The 17,745-nt window shown below is 37.8% G+C and carries 18 protein-coding genes; 13 read left to right on the forward strand and 5 right to left on the reverse strand.

Translation table 11 applies throughout. The features are described 5' to 3' along the window. Window positions 1-13 precede the first annotated feature (13 nt). The 7 genes from R0J88_RS06130 to R0J88_RS06160 all read left to right on the forward strand — a co-directional run bounded on the left by R0J88_RS06130 (window position 14) and on the right by R0J88_RS06160 (window position 6,404). Complete coding sequence (locus R0J88_RS06130; RefSeq protein WP_410899417.1) at window positions 14-721, forward strand: hypothetical protein; 708 nt, start codon at window positions 14-16, stop codon at window positions 719-721. Further along, window positions 721-1,206, forward strand: coding sequence for an RNA polymerase sigma factor (locus tag R0J88_RS06135; RefSeq protein WP_410899418.1), 486 nt, complete (start codon window positions 721-723; stop codon window positions 1,204-1,206). The genes R0J88_RS06130 and R0J88_RS06135 overlap by 1 nt, the downstream gene beginning before the upstream one ends. Window positions 1,207-1,211: 5 nt before the next feature. After that, window positions 1,212-1,766 carry a hypothetical protein gene (locus R0J88_RS06140; RefSeq protein ID WP_410899419.1) on the forward strand — a complete coding sequence of 185 codons (555 nt, stop codon included), beginning with the start codon at window positions 1,212-1,214 and terminating at the stop codon, window positions 1,764-1,766. Window positions 1,767-2,296: 530 nt separating this feature from the next. Beyond that, complete coding sequence (locus R0J88_RS06145; protein ID WP_410899420.1) at window positions 2,297-2,977, forward strand: CsgG/HfaB family protein; 681 nt, start codon at window positions 2,297-2,299, stop codon at window positions 2,975-2,977. After that, window positions 2,977-3,324: a DUF4810 domain-containing protein gene (locus R0J88_RS06150; RefSeq protein ID WP_006791804.1), complete on the forward strand. Its 348-nt coding sequence runs from the start codon at window positions 2,977-2,979 to the stop codon at window positions 3,322-3,324. The genes R0J88_RS06145 and R0J88_RS06150 overlap by 1 nt, the downstream gene beginning before the upstream one ends. Before the next feature lies 1 nt (window position 3,325). After that, the gene (locus R0J88_RS06155) at window positions 3,326-4,003 is read left to right on the forward strand and encodes a DUF799 domain-containing protein (protein WP_305397478.1); all 678 of its coding nucleotides are present in this window, start codon (window positions 3,326-3,328) and stop codon (window positions 4,001-4,003) included. 220 nt (window positions 4,004-4,223) lie between these two features. Then, window positions 4,224-6,404, forward strand: coding sequence for a response regulator (locus R0J88_RS06160; protein ID WP_410899421.1), 2,181 nt, complete (start codon window positions 4,224-4,226; stop codon window positions 6,402-6,404). 105 nt (window positions 6,405-6,509) lie between these two features. Here the strand turns inward: R0J88_RS06160 and R0J88_RS06165 are convergent, their stop codons facing one another. Further along, entirely contained in the window at window positions 6,510-6,656 is a 147-nt protein-coding gene (locus R0J88_RS06165) for a zinc-binding dehydrogenase (protein ID WP_410899469.1), read from the reverse strand. 133 nt (window positions 6,657-6,789) lie between these two features. Here R0J88_RS06165 and R0J88_RS06170 point away from each other — a divergent pair, with 133 nt between their 5' ends. After that, window positions 6,790-7,686: a LysR family transcriptional regulator gene (locus R0J88_RS06170; RefSeq protein ID WP_410899422.1), complete on the forward strand. Its 897-nt coding sequence runs from the start codon at window positions 6,790-6,792 to the stop codon at window positions 7,684-7,686. A gap of 56 nt (window positions 7,687-7,742) precedes the next feature. Here R0J88_RS06170 and R0J88_RS06175 read toward each other — a convergent pair whose 3' ends face one another. Then, a complete protein-coding gene (locus R0J88_RS06175; protein ID WP_410899423.1) occupies window positions 7,743-9,053 on the reverse strand; it encodes a hypothetical protein in 1,311 nt (436 codons plus the stop codon). 282 nt (window positions 9,054-9,335) lie between these two features. Between R0J88_RS06175 and R0J88_RS06180 the strand changes: the two genes are divergently transcribed. Further along, window positions 9,336-11,324: a methyl-accepting chemotaxis protein gene (locus R0J88_RS06180; protein WP_410899424.1), complete on the forward strand. Its 1,989-nt coding sequence runs from the start codon at window positions 9,336-9,338 to the stop codon at window positions 11,322-11,324. Window positions 11,325-11,398: 74 nt separating this feature from the next. Here R0J88_RS06180 and kynU read toward each other — a convergent pair whose 3' ends face one another. Beyond that, window positions 11,399-12,634 carry a kynureninase gene (gene kynU, locus R0J88_RS06185; protein ID WP_410899425.1) on the reverse strand — a complete coding sequence of 412 codons (1,236 nt, stop codon included), beginning with the start codon at window positions 12,632-12,634 and terminating at the stop codon, window positions 11,399-11,401. Beyond that, window positions 12,631-13,473, reverse strand: a complete 843-nt coding sequence (locus tag R0J88_RS06190) for an alpha/beta hydrolase family protein (protein WP_410899426.1) — start codon at window positions 13,471-13,473, stop codon at window positions 12,631-12,633. The genes kynU and R0J88_RS06190 overlap by 4 nt, the downstream gene beginning before the upstream one ends. A gap of 364 nt (window positions 13,474-13,837) precedes the next feature. On the opposite strand from R0J88_RS06190, the gene R0J88_RS06195 reads away from it, so the two are divergent. Next, a complete protein-coding gene (locus tag R0J88_RS06195; RefSeq protein WP_008128815.1) occupies window positions 13,838-14,146 on the forward strand; it encodes a hypothetical protein in 309 nt (102 codons plus the stop codon). A 51-nt stretch (window positions 14,147-14,197) separates the two neighbouring features. Here R0J88_RS06195 and R0J88_RS06200 read toward each other — a convergent pair whose 3' ends face one another. After that, window positions 14,198-14,785 (reverse strand): ACP phosphodiesterase, encoded by a 588-nt coding sequence (locus R0J88_RS06200; protein WP_410899427.1) that lies wholly within the window; start codon window positions 14,783-14,785, stop codon window positions 14,198-14,200. A gap of 98 nt (window positions 14,786-14,883) precedes the next feature. Here R0J88_RS06200 and R0J88_RS06205 point away from each other — a divergent pair, with 98 nt between their 5' ends. The 3 genes from R0J88_RS06205 (at window position 14,884) to R0J88_RS06215 (ending at window position 17,539) form a co-directional block, all read left to right on the forward strand. Then, window positions 14,884-15,360: a YqhA family protein gene (locus R0J88_RS06205; RefSeq protein WP_006794802.1), complete on the forward strand. Its 477-nt coding sequence runs from the start codon at window positions 14,884-14,886 to the stop codon at window positions 15,358-15,360. 195 nt (window positions 15,361-15,555) lie between these two features. Next, window positions 15,556-15,801: a DUF4235 domain-containing protein gene (locus R0J88_RS06210; RefSeq protein WP_410899428.1), complete on the forward strand. Its 246-nt coding sequence runs from the start codon at window positions 15,556-15,558 to the stop codon at window positions 15,799-15,801. 322 nt (window positions 15,802-16,123) lie between these two features. Further along, window positions 16,124-17,539 carry an amidohydrolase family protein gene (locus tag R0J88_RS06215; protein ID WP_410899429.1) on the forward strand — a complete coding sequence of 472 codons (1,416 nt, stop codon included), beginning with the start codon at window positions 16,124-16,126 and terminating at the stop codon, window positions 17,537-17,539. Window positions 17,540-17,745 lie beyond the last annotated feature (206 nt).

Consider the following 17,745-nt stretch of genomic DNA (forward strand, 5'->3'; position numbering starts at 1 on the left):
AAGGAGAGTAATTATGAATACATTAACAGTAACCCCACTACATAGTTTACCCGCTAATAAAGCTAATCAATGGCTTAAAGACGGTTTTTCACTTTTTAAGCAAGCACCTGTAAAACTTTTTTTATTTTTACTGCTTCCTTTAATTATTGAAGGTATTTTTCAAATACTACCCGCCCCTTATTGCATGCTAGCCTCCAAATGGGCTGCCACTTTTGTAGGCAGTAGCGCTGTTATCGTCATTCATCATCTGGCCACTCATAAAGTATTTTCATTAAAGTCGATTTTTAAAGCTAAAAACTGGCTAAGCATGATTCCGCTTTCAGCAATTTTAGCATCTGCTTTTTTTATTCAGTTATTTGTAGCAAAGCTTTTACTAGGAAATGATGGCATAAATTTACTTTTATTTTCGCAGCCTACTGAAGTTACCCAATGGCAACTAGGTATTATTTTTGCCTCGATTATTCCTGTTACACTGCCTGTCAGTTTTGCAAGCTATTGTGTTTTACTTGGTGAAAAAAACGTACTGCAAGCATTAAAAAGTAACCTAAATGCTTTTTTCTATGCGTTTAAACCAATGTGTTTAATCGCGCTAATTTCTTTCTTAAGTCTATTGTTAGCTCCTTATACTTTTTTATTGAGTGCGATTATTACGGGTCCTATACTCACGTGTATAAGCTATATTGCTTACAGAAGTGTATTCATCAAAAACAAGGAAGCCTAGTGGAAAAAAGGGATCATATTCATGAGATACTACTGCAATACGTACCTTTAATGGCGCGTATTGCTGCAACACATGAAGCAGACCAAGCACTTAGAGAGGACCTACTACAAGATATATCGTTAGCTGTTTGGCATGCAGTAGAAAACTTTAGAGGCGATTCAAGTATGAAGACCTTTATTGCTAGGGTCGCACACAACCGTGCTGTCGATCATGTTTTAAAAGAAACACGTCGCCAAGATCGTCATAATTTAAGCGACCCTTTACTTGACTTGGTTAGTACTGATTCTCACCAACACAGCGATAACACGTATGATTTAATGACAGCGATGAGACGGCTACCATTAAAATTTAGGCAAGTTATTTCTCTTCAATTAGAAGGTTTTAACCAAGCCGAAATAGCACATACGTTAGGTCTAAACGAAGCGAACGTTGCCAAGCGCGCTAGCCGCGCACGTGTGCAACTTCAAAAGCTAATGGAGCAATAATAATTATGGATCCACTATTAGAACAATGGCAAAAAGACTATAAAAATGCGACTCCAAAACTGGATACTGCCGCACTACTGGGCCAAATTACATCGGCAAGAAAAAAACAATCAATTAAAGCATGGTTAGACTTAGTTGCTGGCGCATTTGTTAGCTTATTTTGTATCTATGCATTAGTTTTTGAAGCAACTAGCACTCCTGAGCAAGTGTTATACGCAATTTTAACTCCGTTACCAATTGGGTTTTCAGTATGGGCATTTATTCAGCGCAAAAAGCTAATAAAAACACACACCCTAGATGTTAATGGTTTACTACTTTTAAAAAAGCAGCAGCTCATTAATCAAATAAACTATTGGCGCTTAAACCTTATAGGCTGTTCCATTTTGTGGGCTGCACTTTGCATCACTGCGGCCGTGAGCATTTTAATGTACAACCACACAACAATATGGCTCACACAAGTAGGTATTGGCACTTTGGTACTCATAATAACGTTAACTCGTTATCTATATTTAAAGTACTATCTTAAAGGTAAGCTCAATTATATTGATAATTTAAAGTAGCAAAATGTAGATCATTAAGACTGTTATTAACCAAGTACTAAAAAGTCCGGCTTATATCTATTAATAAGTGCTAAGCAAGCTAGGGCCTTGCTTTAAATACTATATTTTAAACTAGCAATTAATGTGAATACAAAACCTCGTAAATAATGTAAATAACGCCATATTTAATAGCGCTGTATTGTCTGTAATTATTTTTTAGGAACTTTAATTATGTAAATGCAACAATAAACAACTGAAATATTGCACGGCATTCTGACATACAACTTACATGTTTATTTACTTTCAAGCATCAATAGCCAAAGTGTTGCAAATCGAAAAGCAATATTATTATTTTAGTTTTGCTAATATTTTAGCCTTGAAGTATGTGAATTTATGTACCTAATAATTATAAAATAACATTGCCTTTACATTGTTTTTTGTTTATAAATACACACGGAATGGACTCTACAAATATTTATTTAGTTGAACTAAATATTAATAGTCTGTTTCTGAAATATTTTTGTAATTATTTAAACGGACACAAAAACCTTATGCGCACAGCAAAAAGCAATATTAAAACAATTCTAATCTCTGCAATAGTGGCATCTACATTAGCTGGATGTGCAACAACATCATCAAAAGTTGTTGAGACCCCTACCGTGGCAAGTTACAACACAACCTATACAGGTACTAAAAGTAAACTTGTTGTAGGTCAATTTGTTAATCGCTCAAGTTTTCAAAATGGTATTTTTTCGTCAGGCCAAGACCGTTTAGGTAACCAAGCCAAAACAACTTTAATGAGCCACTTACAGCAAACTAACCGCTTTAGTGTGCTTGATCGCGATAATATGGCAGCACTTGCTGACGAAGCTAAATTAACAGGTACAAAACAAGTAATTAGCGGTGCTAAATTTGTGGTTACTGGCGATGTGACTGAATTTGGTCGTAAAGCAATCGGCGACCGTCAGCTTTTTGGCTTACTTGGTAAGGGTAAATCACAAATTGCTTATGCTAAAGTAACACTCAATATTGTTGATGTTACCACCTCAGAAGTGATTTATTCAGTTCAAGGAGCTGGTGAATACAGCTTATCAGAACGTGAAGTTGTTGGGTTTGGTAGCACAGCTTCATACGATGCAACTCTTAATGGAAAAGTTCTCGACTTAGCAATTCGCGAAGTAGTAAATAAACTAGTTACCGGACTTGAATCTGGTCAATGGGGTGATAAATAATGAAAAAATTAATAACCCTAGCATTAGTCTGTGCAGCGCTTACAGGATGTAACTCAACCAAAGAACCTATTTACTACTACGGTGAATATAACACCGCAGTTTATGCTTACTTAAAAGCAGAAGATGTTACCCTTGAAGAACAAATTACTATGCTAGAGCAAGTTATTGCTGACGCAGCAAACAAAAGCAAAGCTATTGCACCAGGGCTTCACGCTCATTTAGGTATGCTTTACTTCGAAACAGGTAATGCTGCATTAGGTACAACTCACTTTGAAACTGAAAAGTCACTATTTCCAGAATCAACTTCATATATCGATTTTCTATTAAAATCTGCGAAAGGTGCCTAATATGTTCAACTTAAGATCTCTTACTGCTGCTGCACTTGTTGCATTACTTGCTGGCTGTGTTTCTCCTCCACCTGCCCATGACTATACTGCATTCAAAGAAGCTGACCCGCATTCAATTATTATCTTACCGCCACTTAATAACACACCTGAAGTCATCGCACCCTATAGCGTAATGACCCAAATGGTTGCTCCAATTGCAGAGTCTGGATTTTATGTTTTTCCAGTGGCTGTAGTTGAGCAAACATTTAAAGGAAACGGCCTTACTGTTGCAAGCGACGTGCACCAAGTTCCTGTAGATAAACTTCATAGTATTTTTGGTGCCGATTCTGCACTTTATATTACCGTTGAAGAGTACGGTACAAGCTATGTTGTAATTTCTAGTGAAACGGCTGTTACTGTTTCTGCATCACTTGTTGATTTACGAACTGGGGTTCAATTATGGCAAGGCAAAGCGCGTGCTTCATCCGCTGAACAACAAAATAACAGCGGTGGCGGATTAGTCGGCATGTTAGTTGTGGCTGCAATAAACCAAATTGCAGAAACCATTACCGACAAAGGGTTCGAGATAGCAGCAATTACATCAAGCCGTTTATTATCATCTGATACATACAATGGCCTGCTATATGGTCCACGCTCTCCTAGCTACGGACAACCTGTACCAAGTGAAAAAAAGAAATAATTAGCGATTAGAAAAATATACACATCAGAGGCCAAGTAATTTCTTACTTGGCCTTTCTTCTTCAAAATACACGCTGAACGCTATCAATATCGCCTTTTAAACAACTCAGAACTTTAACCATTATCAACATAAAAAACTCTTTATTGTAACTTGTAGTTAAAAGTTGTCATTCAGTTCACTTTACTTCTATAGTAACGCTATATAAACATTAGGTATTACTATGCAAAAAGCGCGAATTCCAGCGGATGAACAATCTCGATTAAAAGCATTATATGAGTACGAAATATTAGATACAGAAGCAGAAAAAGTATTTGATGACTTAACTCAACTTGCCTCAGATATATGTGATACCCCTATATCACTTATAAGCTTAGTCGATCCGCAAAGACAATGGTTTAAATCAAAATACGGTATTGAAGCGACTGAAACAGAGCGTGATATTGCGTTTTGTTCGCATGCTATTTTGCAAGACCAAGTATTTGAAATACAAAATGCTTTACTTGATGAGCGCTTTCACGACAACCCTTTAGTAACCAACGATCCAAACATTCGCTTTTATGCAGGTGCCCCCCTTATCACACCGCAAGGCAGTACAATTGGTACTTTATGTGTAATTAGTGATAAACCTAAAAAATTAACTAAAAAACAAATTAGTGCGTTAACTATTTTAAGTAAAGAGGTAATAGCCCAATTAGAGTTAAGGCTAAAAAACAGAGAACTAAGTAAAGCATTAGAACAGCAAAAAACTCATATTCAAGAGCTTGAAAAACTAAAAGCTGAAGCAGATACATCCAATAATTTAAAAGGTAAATTTTTAGCTAATATGTCGCATGAGCTAAGAACACCACTTCATGGTATCTTAAACTTGGCCGAATTTGGCTTATCTGACAGCAGTAATAGTGAAAAAGATATTGCGCTAAAAAGTATTCTAAACTCAGCCAATATTTTATCCAATATAGTGAATGATATTTTAGATTTTTCAAAAATAGAAGCTGGAAAATTAGATATTGAACATATCGACTTTAACCTTAAAGACGTTGTTAATGGTGTAATTGAGCCACTAAAAAAACAAGCCTCTGATAAAGGTATAAAGTTTAATGTATCAATAGATAAAAAAGTGGCTGAAACATTAAAAGGTGACCCACTAAGAATATCGCAAATATTAAATAACCTATGCTCAAATGCAATTAAATTTACTCAAGCTGGGCACGTTGATTTAATAATTAACTTAAAAGGTCACTCTTTAAATACACAGAACATAACATTTAAGGTCATAGATACAGGTATAGGGATAAACAAAGCAGCACAAGCAAACTTATTTAAAGAATTTCATCAAGCTGATTCATCTACCTCTCGTAAATTTGGTGGTACAGGGTTAGGCCTTTCCATTTGTAATAAGTTAAGTCACTTAATGGGTGGGAAAATCAGTTTTACCAGCCAAGAAAATGAAGGCTCTACATTTATTTATCAGCAAAGCTTTGAAGCCTCGATTTTAGATAGTTTGCTAAAGAAAAACAAAGAAGTAACTGATTTACAAGGCTGTGCTATTTTAGTTGCGGAAGATAATAAAATAAATCAAATCGTCGTCAATAAAATGTTAAAAGCGCACAACACTCAAGTGATTTTTGCTGAAAACGGTAAAGAGTGTGTTGATTACTTTGTTAACAACCACGTTGATTTAATCTTTATGGATATTCAAATGCCAGTAATGGATGGAGTTGAAGCAACCAAGGCCATAAGAGCACTGAAAAACGGTAAATCAATACCTATCATTGCCATGACTGCCAACACAATGAAACAAGATATTGAGCATTACCTAAGTATTGGCATGGACGGTTATTTAACTAAGCCATTTAATAAAGATAGCTTGAACAGCTTGCTTAATGTTTACAATCCAAACAACGAAAATCTCAAAGACTTAGCAATAAAAATTAGTGACCCGAGCATTAAAAGAGAACATAAACTTAAACAAACATGCCGTGAACTAAAAAGATTAATACCTGCGGCCAACAGAGTCAGCTTATGGCTGTTTAATGAAGAATACTCTGAGATAAATTGTTTAATGTGCCTTGATGAGAACGATGAAGTCATTCTTGACTCAGTATTAACAGCAAAAGACTACCCAGATTACTTTAACTACATACTAAGCCACCAAATACTTGATGCCCCCGATGCAAGAAATCACGAAGTTACAAAAGGCTTTACCAAAAGCTATTTTGAGCCATACGATATTTACTCACTACTTGACTACATTTATTTTAAAGATAATAAGGCACTAGGCGTGATTTGCTGTGAAAGTATTGGATCGAAAATATCATGGACCCACGCAGATAAAGAAGCCCTGATAAAAATAACAGACTTAACTACGTTATTTTTATCAAAACAAATAGATCTCAATTGAACTTATGACTATTAAACCGTAAACCTTTGTAGAGTAATTTTGCCTATAGATAATAAAAAAGCCGGGCACATTTAATAAGTGCTCGGCTCAAGCCGACACGACAATTTATAGTGAAATAACCACTTTCCCCATACCTTCACCACTAGCAAGGCCATCATGCGTTTTACCTGCATCCTCAAGATTAAATTCAATGTTCTCTAACACAGGCAATAGGCGCCCTTCATCAATAATTGTTGCAGGGTTAGCTAGTATTTCGCCATGCTGCTGGCATTTATGGTACCCCCTTGTTTAGTTTAAACAGCCAGTATATTTACAAGAGATACTCATGATAATACACTCAAATGAACAGCTAGTTTTAAAATTTAATTAATAATAGGGTTTAATAATGAACAATGAACACCTAAAGTTATTCGTTCGAGTCGCCTCTACACACAATATTAGTTCAGCAGGCGCGGAACTTGGCCTTTCGCCGCCGGTAGCTAGCATGCATATTATTAAGCTTGAGGAATCGCTTGGTGTAAAACTAATTCACCGTACAACAAGGCGAGTATCTTTAACTGAAGAAGGCCGAGAGTTTTTACCTCACGCTGAAGAAATATTAAATGCTATAAATAGTGCAAAAGCAGCTGTAGGCGCAGGCTCTTTTACCCCCCAAGGCACGATTCGTGTTGCAGCCCCTTCCTCATTTGGTCGTATGCATATAGTGCCCGCACTTAAAGCTTTTATTGATCAGCACCCTGAGCTTAAAGTCGATTTAAGACAAAGCGATAGTATTGTAGACATGGTAGAAGGTGGTTTTGATATCGCTATCAGAAATGCCGAGCTTAACGATTCAACCCTCGTAGCCAGAAAGTTAGCCCGCGACCATAGAATTATATGCGCCTCACCAGGCTACATAGCAGAACACGGAGAACCAAAAACACCACAGGATCTTCTCAACCATAATTGTATTAAATTAATTGGGATTGACTACTGGAGCTTTAAAACGCCAAATGGCATTGAAAGAGTTAAGGTAAAAGGCAGTATTCGTATTGATAATGGAGAGTCGATAAGGGATGCGTGTATTAATGATGCAGGTATTACGATTTCGTCTATTTGGTGCGCCCACAACACATTAAAAGAAGGCACCCTAGTTCAAATATTAAAAGATTACCCCATGGATTCAAATGCCGCTATTTGGGCTGTATACCCAAGCTCCCGATTGCTTGCACCAAAAGTACGTGCATTTATCGACTTTTTTATAAAGTATTATGGCGAAATCCCATATTGGGAGACGGCGTAAGTACTTGAGTAAAAGGCCACAAGTGTGGCCTTTTAATACAAAACTAAACGCAATGACTAATATATTTCAGCACTTACAAATGTATATACATAATTACTAAACTCTGGCTTAGTTAAATGCCCACCTTCAGACATCGTATCTAAAAGTTTTGCATAACTGTTTGCATCGGTTTCATTACCAGCATAGCCATAAAGTAATACCGTTAACTCTTCTAAAATGACCTCATCAGTGGGTTCAGGGAACACACTACCAAAAGACAAATCTGGAATTTGACCACTTATGCCCGCTTTTATTGTCCAATCAAATCGACTTTCAGCAGAATCATCAACTAAAAAGCTGTAACCCCATATTGTGCGAGCAAACCGATTGTCAACATTACCAAAGTCAAAACTTGAATCATTGTTTTCAGCAAATTGAAGTAAACTAAACCCTAAATCGTCAGTAACGATCGGAAGTGTGGTCAACTGATAATCACCATTAGTATCTACTGCGCTTCGGGCATAGCTTTGAAACTCAACATCAACACCATCTACATTTATAAGGTCTGACATAAAATCAAGTTGCACATAAAAATTATGCTCAGTTACTGTTGGGAATACAAAAAGCGTGTTTGATATTTCAGAACCACTATATTGAACAAACCTATACGCATTATCAGCTTCTATATAACCTCGAGTACTAGCATAATCAGCATCAACATCTAATTGAACAGGAACTTCAACACCGTCATGAATAAAATCTTCATCTGTTAGGGTAATAACTGATGAGTTTACCGGTATATCAATAACGGCAGCTTTTGCATCAACTGAGTAACTAGAAAGCGCCGTTAAATAAAGCTTATTATCATTCGGGCAAACATTTACAGACCCCGAAACTTCGTTACCTTGTGATTGATATATTGTGTAATCAGACGCAATCGTACTTAGCGCTGTTGTATCAACACTATATTCAGTACATCCACAGTCACCTGTGAAGTCATTAAAATAAAAGGTGCCTAAATTAGTTCTATTATCAATATCAAGCTCAGTGATAATTTGCTTATAACCACCGTCTTCTTCATCAAACACATCACCTAATACTGATACATGCTTGGTGCCTGAGGGTAACTCACCTGAAAATTTACCTTCTGCATCGGTTTTAACAGAACCGATAGCACCGCCATCATCATTATGAAAAACAACATCTGCTTGATACGCAGAATCAGCCCCGCATTCGCGAGTTAATGTTTGTAAAGCAATAGTTTGAAGTTGGGCTGTGTCGCCACCGCTTGACGAGCCGCCAGAGCTACTTTCTGATGAAGAGCCACCACATGCGCTAAGCGTTAAAGAAAGTGTAATAGCAAGCGGGGTAAGTATAAATTTATTCATTTTAATTAGTCCGTTAAATTGGTTCACCTACCATTATCTCTACTTAAGCAAAACAATAACAAGGTAACCACCACCAAAACGGTTACAAAATTGCAATGATTTGTAAACAAGCCACAGTTAAGTACCTCACACATAACACCATTTACTAAATTAACTCACTTGTTCAAGTGAATTTATTAAAAACTACACTACGCTTTATGTATTAAATAGTTAATGACTATTTATTTGCTTAACCCTTGTTTAGCCAAAATACCGAGATAAATACACAACAGGACTGACCCTATGAATCGCTTACTTGGCCGACTATCTATCATTCAACTCTCTTTGTTAACATCAATCATATTAATGGTTTTTATTTTTATATTGCTGATACAAAACATAGCGAATAAATGGCAGGAGTCGCAAACACTGCAGCAAGACATTGCATTAATTAGCTTGTTAGATGCACTGGAAAAAGTGGCACATAACCATGCTGTAGAGCGAGGGTTAACTGCAGGATTTTTAGGAAGTGGTTCAGCCGAGGCTAAAAACAAAGTGCTCGCGCAACGCCAAAAAGCAGATAGTTCAATACAGCATTTAAAGTCGGTAAGTGATCAACTCACTAAAAACTCTACAAAGGTCTCTAAAAATTTAAGTATTCTTTTTGATCACAATGCAAAAAAAGCGGCATTACGTACCCAGGTTGATAAACAAGCAGCCCCTGGTGCCTTCGCGTTTTACAGTAAATTAAATCAAATTGCACTCGATGTAGCGGCTAACCTGAGTAGCCAAATAAAGCATCCGGTATTATCTAAAGATCTAAACATTGCTTTTTTGCTCGCGCAATATAAAGAACGTTTGGGCCAAAATAGGGGAAAAATAAATGGCACTTTAGCTAAAAAGCAGTTAACGAGTGTTACACAGCAAAATATTGCCTTATACAATTCAGAAATCGATTTGCTCAACCAATATTTAATAGCTAATTTGCAAGGCCAACAATTACAAAGCTTTAACAGTATTATACAAAGTGCTGACTCACGTGAAATTAATGCAATAACAAACACATTGCTCAACACAGAATCGCCTAACTTTACAGCTTTGCCGGCAGCCTCTGTGTGGTTTCCTATGGCAACACAACAAATAACTCAAATTAAAAAAGTACTAGACAGCCAATGGAGTACTGTTGACAAAGATGGCCTTGAACTAAAAGAAGCGGCCGATACAACGCTTACACTCACTATTATCTACTTTTTGGTTACACTTGTGATCATCGCATACTTAAACTTTCATTTATTAAGTACTCTCAAAAAGGAATTAAGCCAACTAACGTCACTCTTACTTAAAGCCGAAAAAGGCGACCTAACAATAGATATAAGGCTTAAAAGTAAAGATGAACTCGGGGAAATATCAAATGCTATCCACAATACTATTTTCGCTTTTAAAGACCTGCTATTAGGGCTCGACCACTCAATAAATTCAGGCTCCAAACTCAGTGACAATATGAGTAATGCAACAAAAACAGTCCTTGATGATTCAAACAAAACATTGGCTATGGCGAGTAATATAGCCACCGCAATAGAAGAAATGGCCGCAACAAGCCGCGAAATAGCAGGCTCCGCTTCTGAAACACTCAGCTCTAGTGACGAGTTAAACAAACAAGCCAATCTATTGATAGAAGATAACAAACTTAGCCAAAGCTCAATTACTGAGCTTGCAACGGGGATGTCTGACGTAGAAGAAGTGGTAAGTAAAATGGATCAGCAGGTAGCGAGCATATCGTCCATTTTAGATTCAATTAGTAGCATTGCCGAGCAAACTAATTTACTCGCGCTCAATGCCGCTATTGAAGCAGCAAGAGCAGGTGAGCATGGTAGAGGGTTTGCCGTTGTTGCCGACGAAGTAAGAAGCCTTGCCGGAAACAGTAAAGAATCATCAGAAAAAATTTCGTCTTTGCTCGGCGAGTTACAATCTATCAGCGACCAAGTAGTTAGCTCTATTGTAGCAAGTACTAAATTATCAAAAGCCACTTTAGAACGATTTGATCAAGCAAGAGCGGTATCCGAGCAAGTGCATACACAAAGTAAAGTACTCGAAAACTTAGCCATGAACGTGTCATCAGCCGCAGAACAACAGTCGGCAGTTGCGTCAAATATAGCAGTGGATGCTGCAAGCGTATTTGAATACGCCAACCACGAAGTTGAAGCAGCACGTAAGCAAGAAGAAATATTTAATGAAATGCGACTCAACACTGAAACCCTGCAACACACAATGAAAAACTTTAAGTTTCAATAGTTACTAGCAACCTTGTAATACAGCTAGAGGCTAATTGCTTAAGCAAAATAAACCAAAGCAATTAGCCCGCTTTATTAAGTTACTTTACCCGCCAAGTTAAACCGTGGCTCGGCGTATAACTTTGTTGTAACTACATCAACTAACGTATTTACCGCGTTCCACACATCTTCAAACGAGGTGTACAAAGGCGTAAAACCAAACCTTAAAATATTAGGCGCTCTAAAATCAGCAATAACGCCTTTTTCTATTAATGCTTGGCAAATAGCAAATGCGTGATTATGCGAAAAAGCCAATTGGCTTCCGCGTTGGATTGAATCCTCAGTAGAGCTTAAGCGCAAATCAGCCAAGCTAGCATGCGAATGCACTAAAGCAATAAACACATCGGCTAAAGCAATCGACTTAGCCCTCACATCGCTTATTTTTACGCTTTCCCACACATCAAGTGCAGCGTCTAACGCACTCATAGCAATCACACTTGGCGTACCACATAAATACTGATTAATACTTGCTGCACACTCGTATTGAGCATCAAACGCGAATGGCTTTGCATGCCCCATCCAACCACTCAATGGCTGTTTAACGGCACTTTGGTGGCGCTTGGCAACGTATAAAAAGGCAGGTGAGCCAGGGCCACCATTTAAATATTTGTAGCCACAGCCTACTGCAAAATCAACGTTGCATTTATCCAGCTCAACCGGCAATGCACCTGCACTGTGTGCTAAATCCCATATTACTAAAATACCTTTTTGATGGGCAAGCTCAGTAAGTTTTTGCATATTCAAAAGCTTACCAGTTCTAAAGTTAACTTGGGTAAGTAACAATACCGCTATATCGTCAGTTAAGTTTTGTTCAATATATTGCTCTTCAACTAGTTTTAATTGGCATAAGTCAGTACCTAATAAATCGCTTAAACCTTGCACCATGTATAAATCGGTCGGAAAATTATCTTTTGTCGACAACACTTTGCTGCGGCCAGTGTTTAACATAAGCGCGCTGCTTAAAAGCTTAAATAAGTTTATTGAAATCGAATCACAACAAATGACTTGGCCTTTTTCAGCACCAATTATGGGCGCTATTTTTTCGCCAACCTGAGTAGGTAAATCAATCCATTGGTGATCATTCCAGCTCCTAATTAAATGGCTCCCCCACTGCTCGCTCACTACTTGCGCCACTCTGGTTTTAACCGCTTTAGGTAAAGCACCTAGCGAGTTACCATCTAAATAAATAGTGTTTGCGGGTAAATCAAATTCATCACGCTTGCTTGCCAATACATCAGTTTTATCAAGCGCTACAATATCATCAAAATTCATTTATCTATTCCGTTTAAATGTTTAACTAAGGTGCTAAAAGCAGCAGAACCTGGGTGTATCCAATCAAAATGCCCCACCCCTTCGAGTAAATCTACCGGTCGATTAAGCTGTTCTAAATTATACGCAGGAACAATGCTGTCATTAGCACCTTGTAAAATAATGCTTTGTTGATGCAATGGTTGCTCACTTGGGTTGGCCTGAGTGTATTCTTTAGGTTTATCGCTTGGCATACCTTGCATAAAATCTTTAGTGACTGTTTGGCAGCTATTTGTACCTGCTGCATAGGCTTTAATATCGGTAATGGGAGCAAGGCCAATTACGCCTTTTAATTCACTCATTTGTCCACCCGCTAGTAACGCTAAATGACCACCAGCCGAATGCCCAATAACCACTGTATTATTCAATTTAAATTCGCCACTGTTGTAGACACTGGATGCTAAAATGCCGGCTTTAATATCGTCAAAAGTTACAGGCCAGCCACCACCGCTTTTACCACTGCGGCGATATTCCACCGACCACACATTAAATCCTGCTTGTGCTAAGCCTGTGCTTAATGCATAGGTGTGTTTTATATCGTATGCACTTAGCCAACAGCCACCATGTAGCAATACAACTAACGGCTTTGATGTACTTTGCTCAGCTTGCGTGGCGCGCCACAGTAATGCAAATTGTGATTCATCACTCCCGTAAGGTACTTTTTCATTAGCATTTACAAAACTAAGCGACGCTACTTTAGAGTAAGCAACGTTGTTTTCAACATCAGGAAACTCAATGTTATTGGTAGTCGTACACCCGCTTAAAAACCACATACCTAAAAGTAAAACAACCATATTTTTCACAACACAACTTCCTTTTTAAATTTTAAAAACAACGCCTTTATACATATTAAAACTGCTACCATAGCGTTACGTTTAACTTGCGTTATCACGTCACTTAATCATTAATTAATAACACTTTAGTGGCTGCAATTATTATTGTTATACACAAAACAGGCGTAATTAATGACCATTGTTTGCGTATTTACCCCACTTTACAAAAGCAGCGCCAAGTTAACCATGCTAAAAGCAGCGAGTAAAGTTACTGCGTTTAAGCTTATATTTATACCTAAATTATTATTAACTTAGCTTTAAGGTGTTGGCCATTAAAAGCTTATGTATAATGACTCACTCTGGCTATTATTATGCCCTCAAGTGGAACACAACAATGAAAAAACTATCAAAAGTGCAAGAAAAACAACAAGCGCTTGTGCTTAACGTTGCCGATAAAATAGAAGAGCAAGGCCGAGCCGAACTACCCGGTATGCTGCAATGTTGGTTTGACGTGGAGTATCACTTATTCCCAGGCTCGTTACTTATGTGCTTTCAGTTTGAAAACCAGCAAGCCCTTGATGCCGCCGAGCCTGACATATTAAAATGGCAAAAACGATTAAGCGGCGCAATGCTTAAAAAAGGCGTTATTTTAAAAGATATGCGAAAGCACCTAAAATTTACCTTAAACGGCCCAGACGACTAAACTGCATTAACAAAAACCTTTGCCTGTAATTACAAATAAAGCACTCTAGGCTCAAGTGCGTTCAGTGTTAAACTCTTTTACATGTGCTATTAATTCTGGAAAAAACGCTAAAAAAGCGGCATCTAATTGGTTGTAATGGCGCTTTATATCTTCAGCAGCGCCAGTAAATTGGTTGGCAAAACGAATACGAACAGCAATATTATCCAACGCAGCCCCCACACCATTAATGGTTTCGTAATCTTTAAACCAATCGTGTTTAGTTATGCTAGTAACAACCCGCTGCATACGCGGCGGCATGTGCGCTAACCGCTGATTTAAAAGCCCAAAACTGTTACGTTTAAAATCACTCAAGGGCTGATCACTAAACCGTTGCCAATGCATAATTAAAAAGTGGTCAAAAACCACATCAATTGCAACGCCTGCAAATCGCCTGCGCGTTGGTGAAAAGTACTGTTTAGCTTCTTTAACAATTGGGTGCGCGTCGGTAAATTTATCAATTAAATAGTGATTACTAAGCGCATTTTTTACAGGCTCACTCAGCTGTGCCACATGCCTGTGCCCACCAAAATCGCCCAATAAGTTTCCAAAGTGAGAATCAGCCGTTGGCTTTGCAAAATAAAGGTGGGCTAAATAATTCAATATATTCTCGCGTTAGTTACTCTGTTTAAATAGTAACTTAGGGATCTAACATATACTATGCTTCGTATAAGTTATGTCTAATTACAAAGTTGAGCAGCATGGAAAATATATTCCAAACCAGTCGTTTTTTAGTTGTCATCGCGGTTATTACCGCAGCATTATCATCGCTTCTTGTTTATGTTTCGTGTATTAATATTGTTTTTAATATAGTGGTTTCAACCATTCTCGACCTACCAGATTCTGCAAAAGCAGGTAAAGCCCTCATAGTTGAACTACTTAAAATCCTCGATTTACTATTAATCGGTATTACCCTACAAGTAATTGCCATTAGCTTATACCGCTTATTCATATCGCCTGCTAAATCAAAAGAAAGTAAGTTTTTAGCCGCTTTTAATATTAAAGACTTTCATGATTTAAAAATAACCCTCGTACAAGTAACCTCAGTTGTTCTTGTCATACTATTTTTAGAACATGCAGTGGAATTTGGCGGAACAATAGAAACCCTGTACTTAGGAATAGCCATTGCAATTGTTATAGCTGCCTCAACATTTGCATGGCGTTCAATGAAAGACTAGCTATAAATAGTTTTATAAACGTTTTTATACGCCAAATTACAAATCAGTGGATTACAGTGCCACGTGCTTTTACATTCAAATTACGGCTTAAGTTAGGCTGCTTTCTTTTCGGTATATAAATTGCTGTTACGCATGTTCATACTTTAAAAATTAAACATAAATATGGCTATCTATATTTAGCAAAAGGAGAACATTATGAGTAATAAACAACTAATTACGACTATAGGTATAGGTTTGGCAGCAGCTTCTGCCGGTATGTTAACAAGGAAAACTTTACAAAAATCGTGGGAAAAGGTTACCAACGAACCAGCCCCAAAAGACAAGCCAAGCGAAAATACAGATCTTAAAGAAGCAGTAACTTGGGCGGTAGTTTCAGGCATTGGAGCCGGCGCAGCAAGAATGGCAGTGCGTTACTTGCTCGACAAACGTCAATCCAAATAAGATTTAAATTAATACCTCTTGTAATATTAGTGTTTACAAGAGGTTTAACTTCTCCCTCACTCCACCAGCCATAATTACCCTGAACAATAGAGGTATGAACGCTCACTATATTCCTGTAATAGACTGTGTACGATTACCCACATAATTTATATAACCTGAGTTGAGGGTGCCACCATAAAATAATGCTCAAGCAGTAAACAACTCTTCTTCTTTGGTTAAATTATTGGTTCAACGTTTTGTTTTGCTAACTTGTCTGTTTTGACGTTATCTTAATTGGGCAAATATAACTATTAGATAATAATTAAACAAAAGGAATGTACCGATGTTGAATATTACAGCAACAGGTTTATATAGATCTGCACTCTCAATTTTCACCTGCTTATCTTTTTTAAGCGTTTTAATCGTACCAATAGCGACTGCTGCTGAGCAATCTGAACCAACCGCATTAGTTGGCGGAAGGCTGATAGATGGATTTGGTAATCAGCCACTTGCCAACAGTGTCATACTGGTAAAAAACGGGCTCATTGAAAAAGTAGGAACAGTTGACACATTACCTGTACCTACGGAGTACAAAATTGTCTCAACAGAAGGGATGGATGTACTTCCAGGACTCTGGGAAAACCATGCACATTTAATGCTGAATGGTCATGCTAACTACAAGCATTGGCATAAAGAATATACTCCCAAGCTCACGAACGAAATTATGCCTGCAAGCGCAGAACAACTATTATTAGCAGGGATAACTAGTGCCCGCGATTTAGGCGCACCATTAAAAGACTCCATTACAATAAAAAATAAAATAGACAATGGTGAAATCCCTGGACCACGCTTGTTCGTTTCGGGCCCCTTTTTGCAACACGAAGCCTATCCTGGTACCGAGCTTTATAGGTGGGGCGTTAAAAACGTTGAAGATGCCAAAAAAAAGGTCAATAAATTGGCTGATGCTGGTGTTGATATCATCAAACTAATTGATCATGACATAATGAAAATTGAGGTAGCACAAGCTATTGTTGACCAAGCCCATAAACGCAATCTGGTAGTTGTTGCTCACTCACACAAACCTGATGAAATTAGACGAGGCCTAGAAATCGGAGTAGATAATTTTGAGCACACTGGACTTACTACAGCCCCCGAATTTCCCAACGATGTAATTACTTTACTCAGAGAGCGTACTGCCAAAGGCCGAATTGCAGGCGGACCACTTTATTGGACCCCAACAGTAGAAGGACTTTGGAATTATGATTTAACCGTTGCCAACCCCGAGCGTTTAGATAATACATGCTGGCACAGAGGTCTAGAGCAAAGCACTATTGATGATATTCGAGGCTCATTAAAAAATGTAGGCGAACTTGAATATATGCAATTAACACCAATGCGCAAACCTACCTTAAAACGTAAAATCCAACAATTAAAAGAATCTGGTGTAGTTTTATTGATCGGTACAGACAGCGGAATACCAACTAAATTTCACTGCCAGAGCACATGGAACGAACTAGCTGTTTGGGTAAACGAAATGGAAATTTCTGCAATGGATACAATTCGTGCCGCCACTTACTGGCCATCAGTGCTTATGAAGGTAAACGATAAAGTGGGAACAGTAAGCGAAGGGAAATACGCCGACATTATTGCTGTTAAAGGTGACGTATTACGTTATATAAACCTTTTACAGCATGTTGATTTAGTCATGAAAAACGGTAAAGTTTATAAGCAAGACGGTAAAGCGACAGCTGACAAATAGCCCCCCTAAACCTTTTTCTCCACTTTCTTAATGCACGTCGAAAGTGGAGAGCATTTATTTAATATTTTTAGTGCTTTCCCCATAAAAAAGACTCAATGCTAGCTTTATATATCTAATAACCAAAGTGAGTTAATCACAAAAGCAAATATCAGTCGATTCAACGTTAATGGGTTGTCCTAAGCTAGCAATCGTAGGATAGTAAATTA

This window comes from Pseudoalteromonas sp. SIMBA_162, from assembly GCF_046535955.1.
Taxonomy (GTDB): Bacteria; Pseudomonadota; Gammaproteobacteria; order Enterobacterales; family Alteromonadaceae; genus Pseudoalteromonas; species Pseudoalteromonas marina.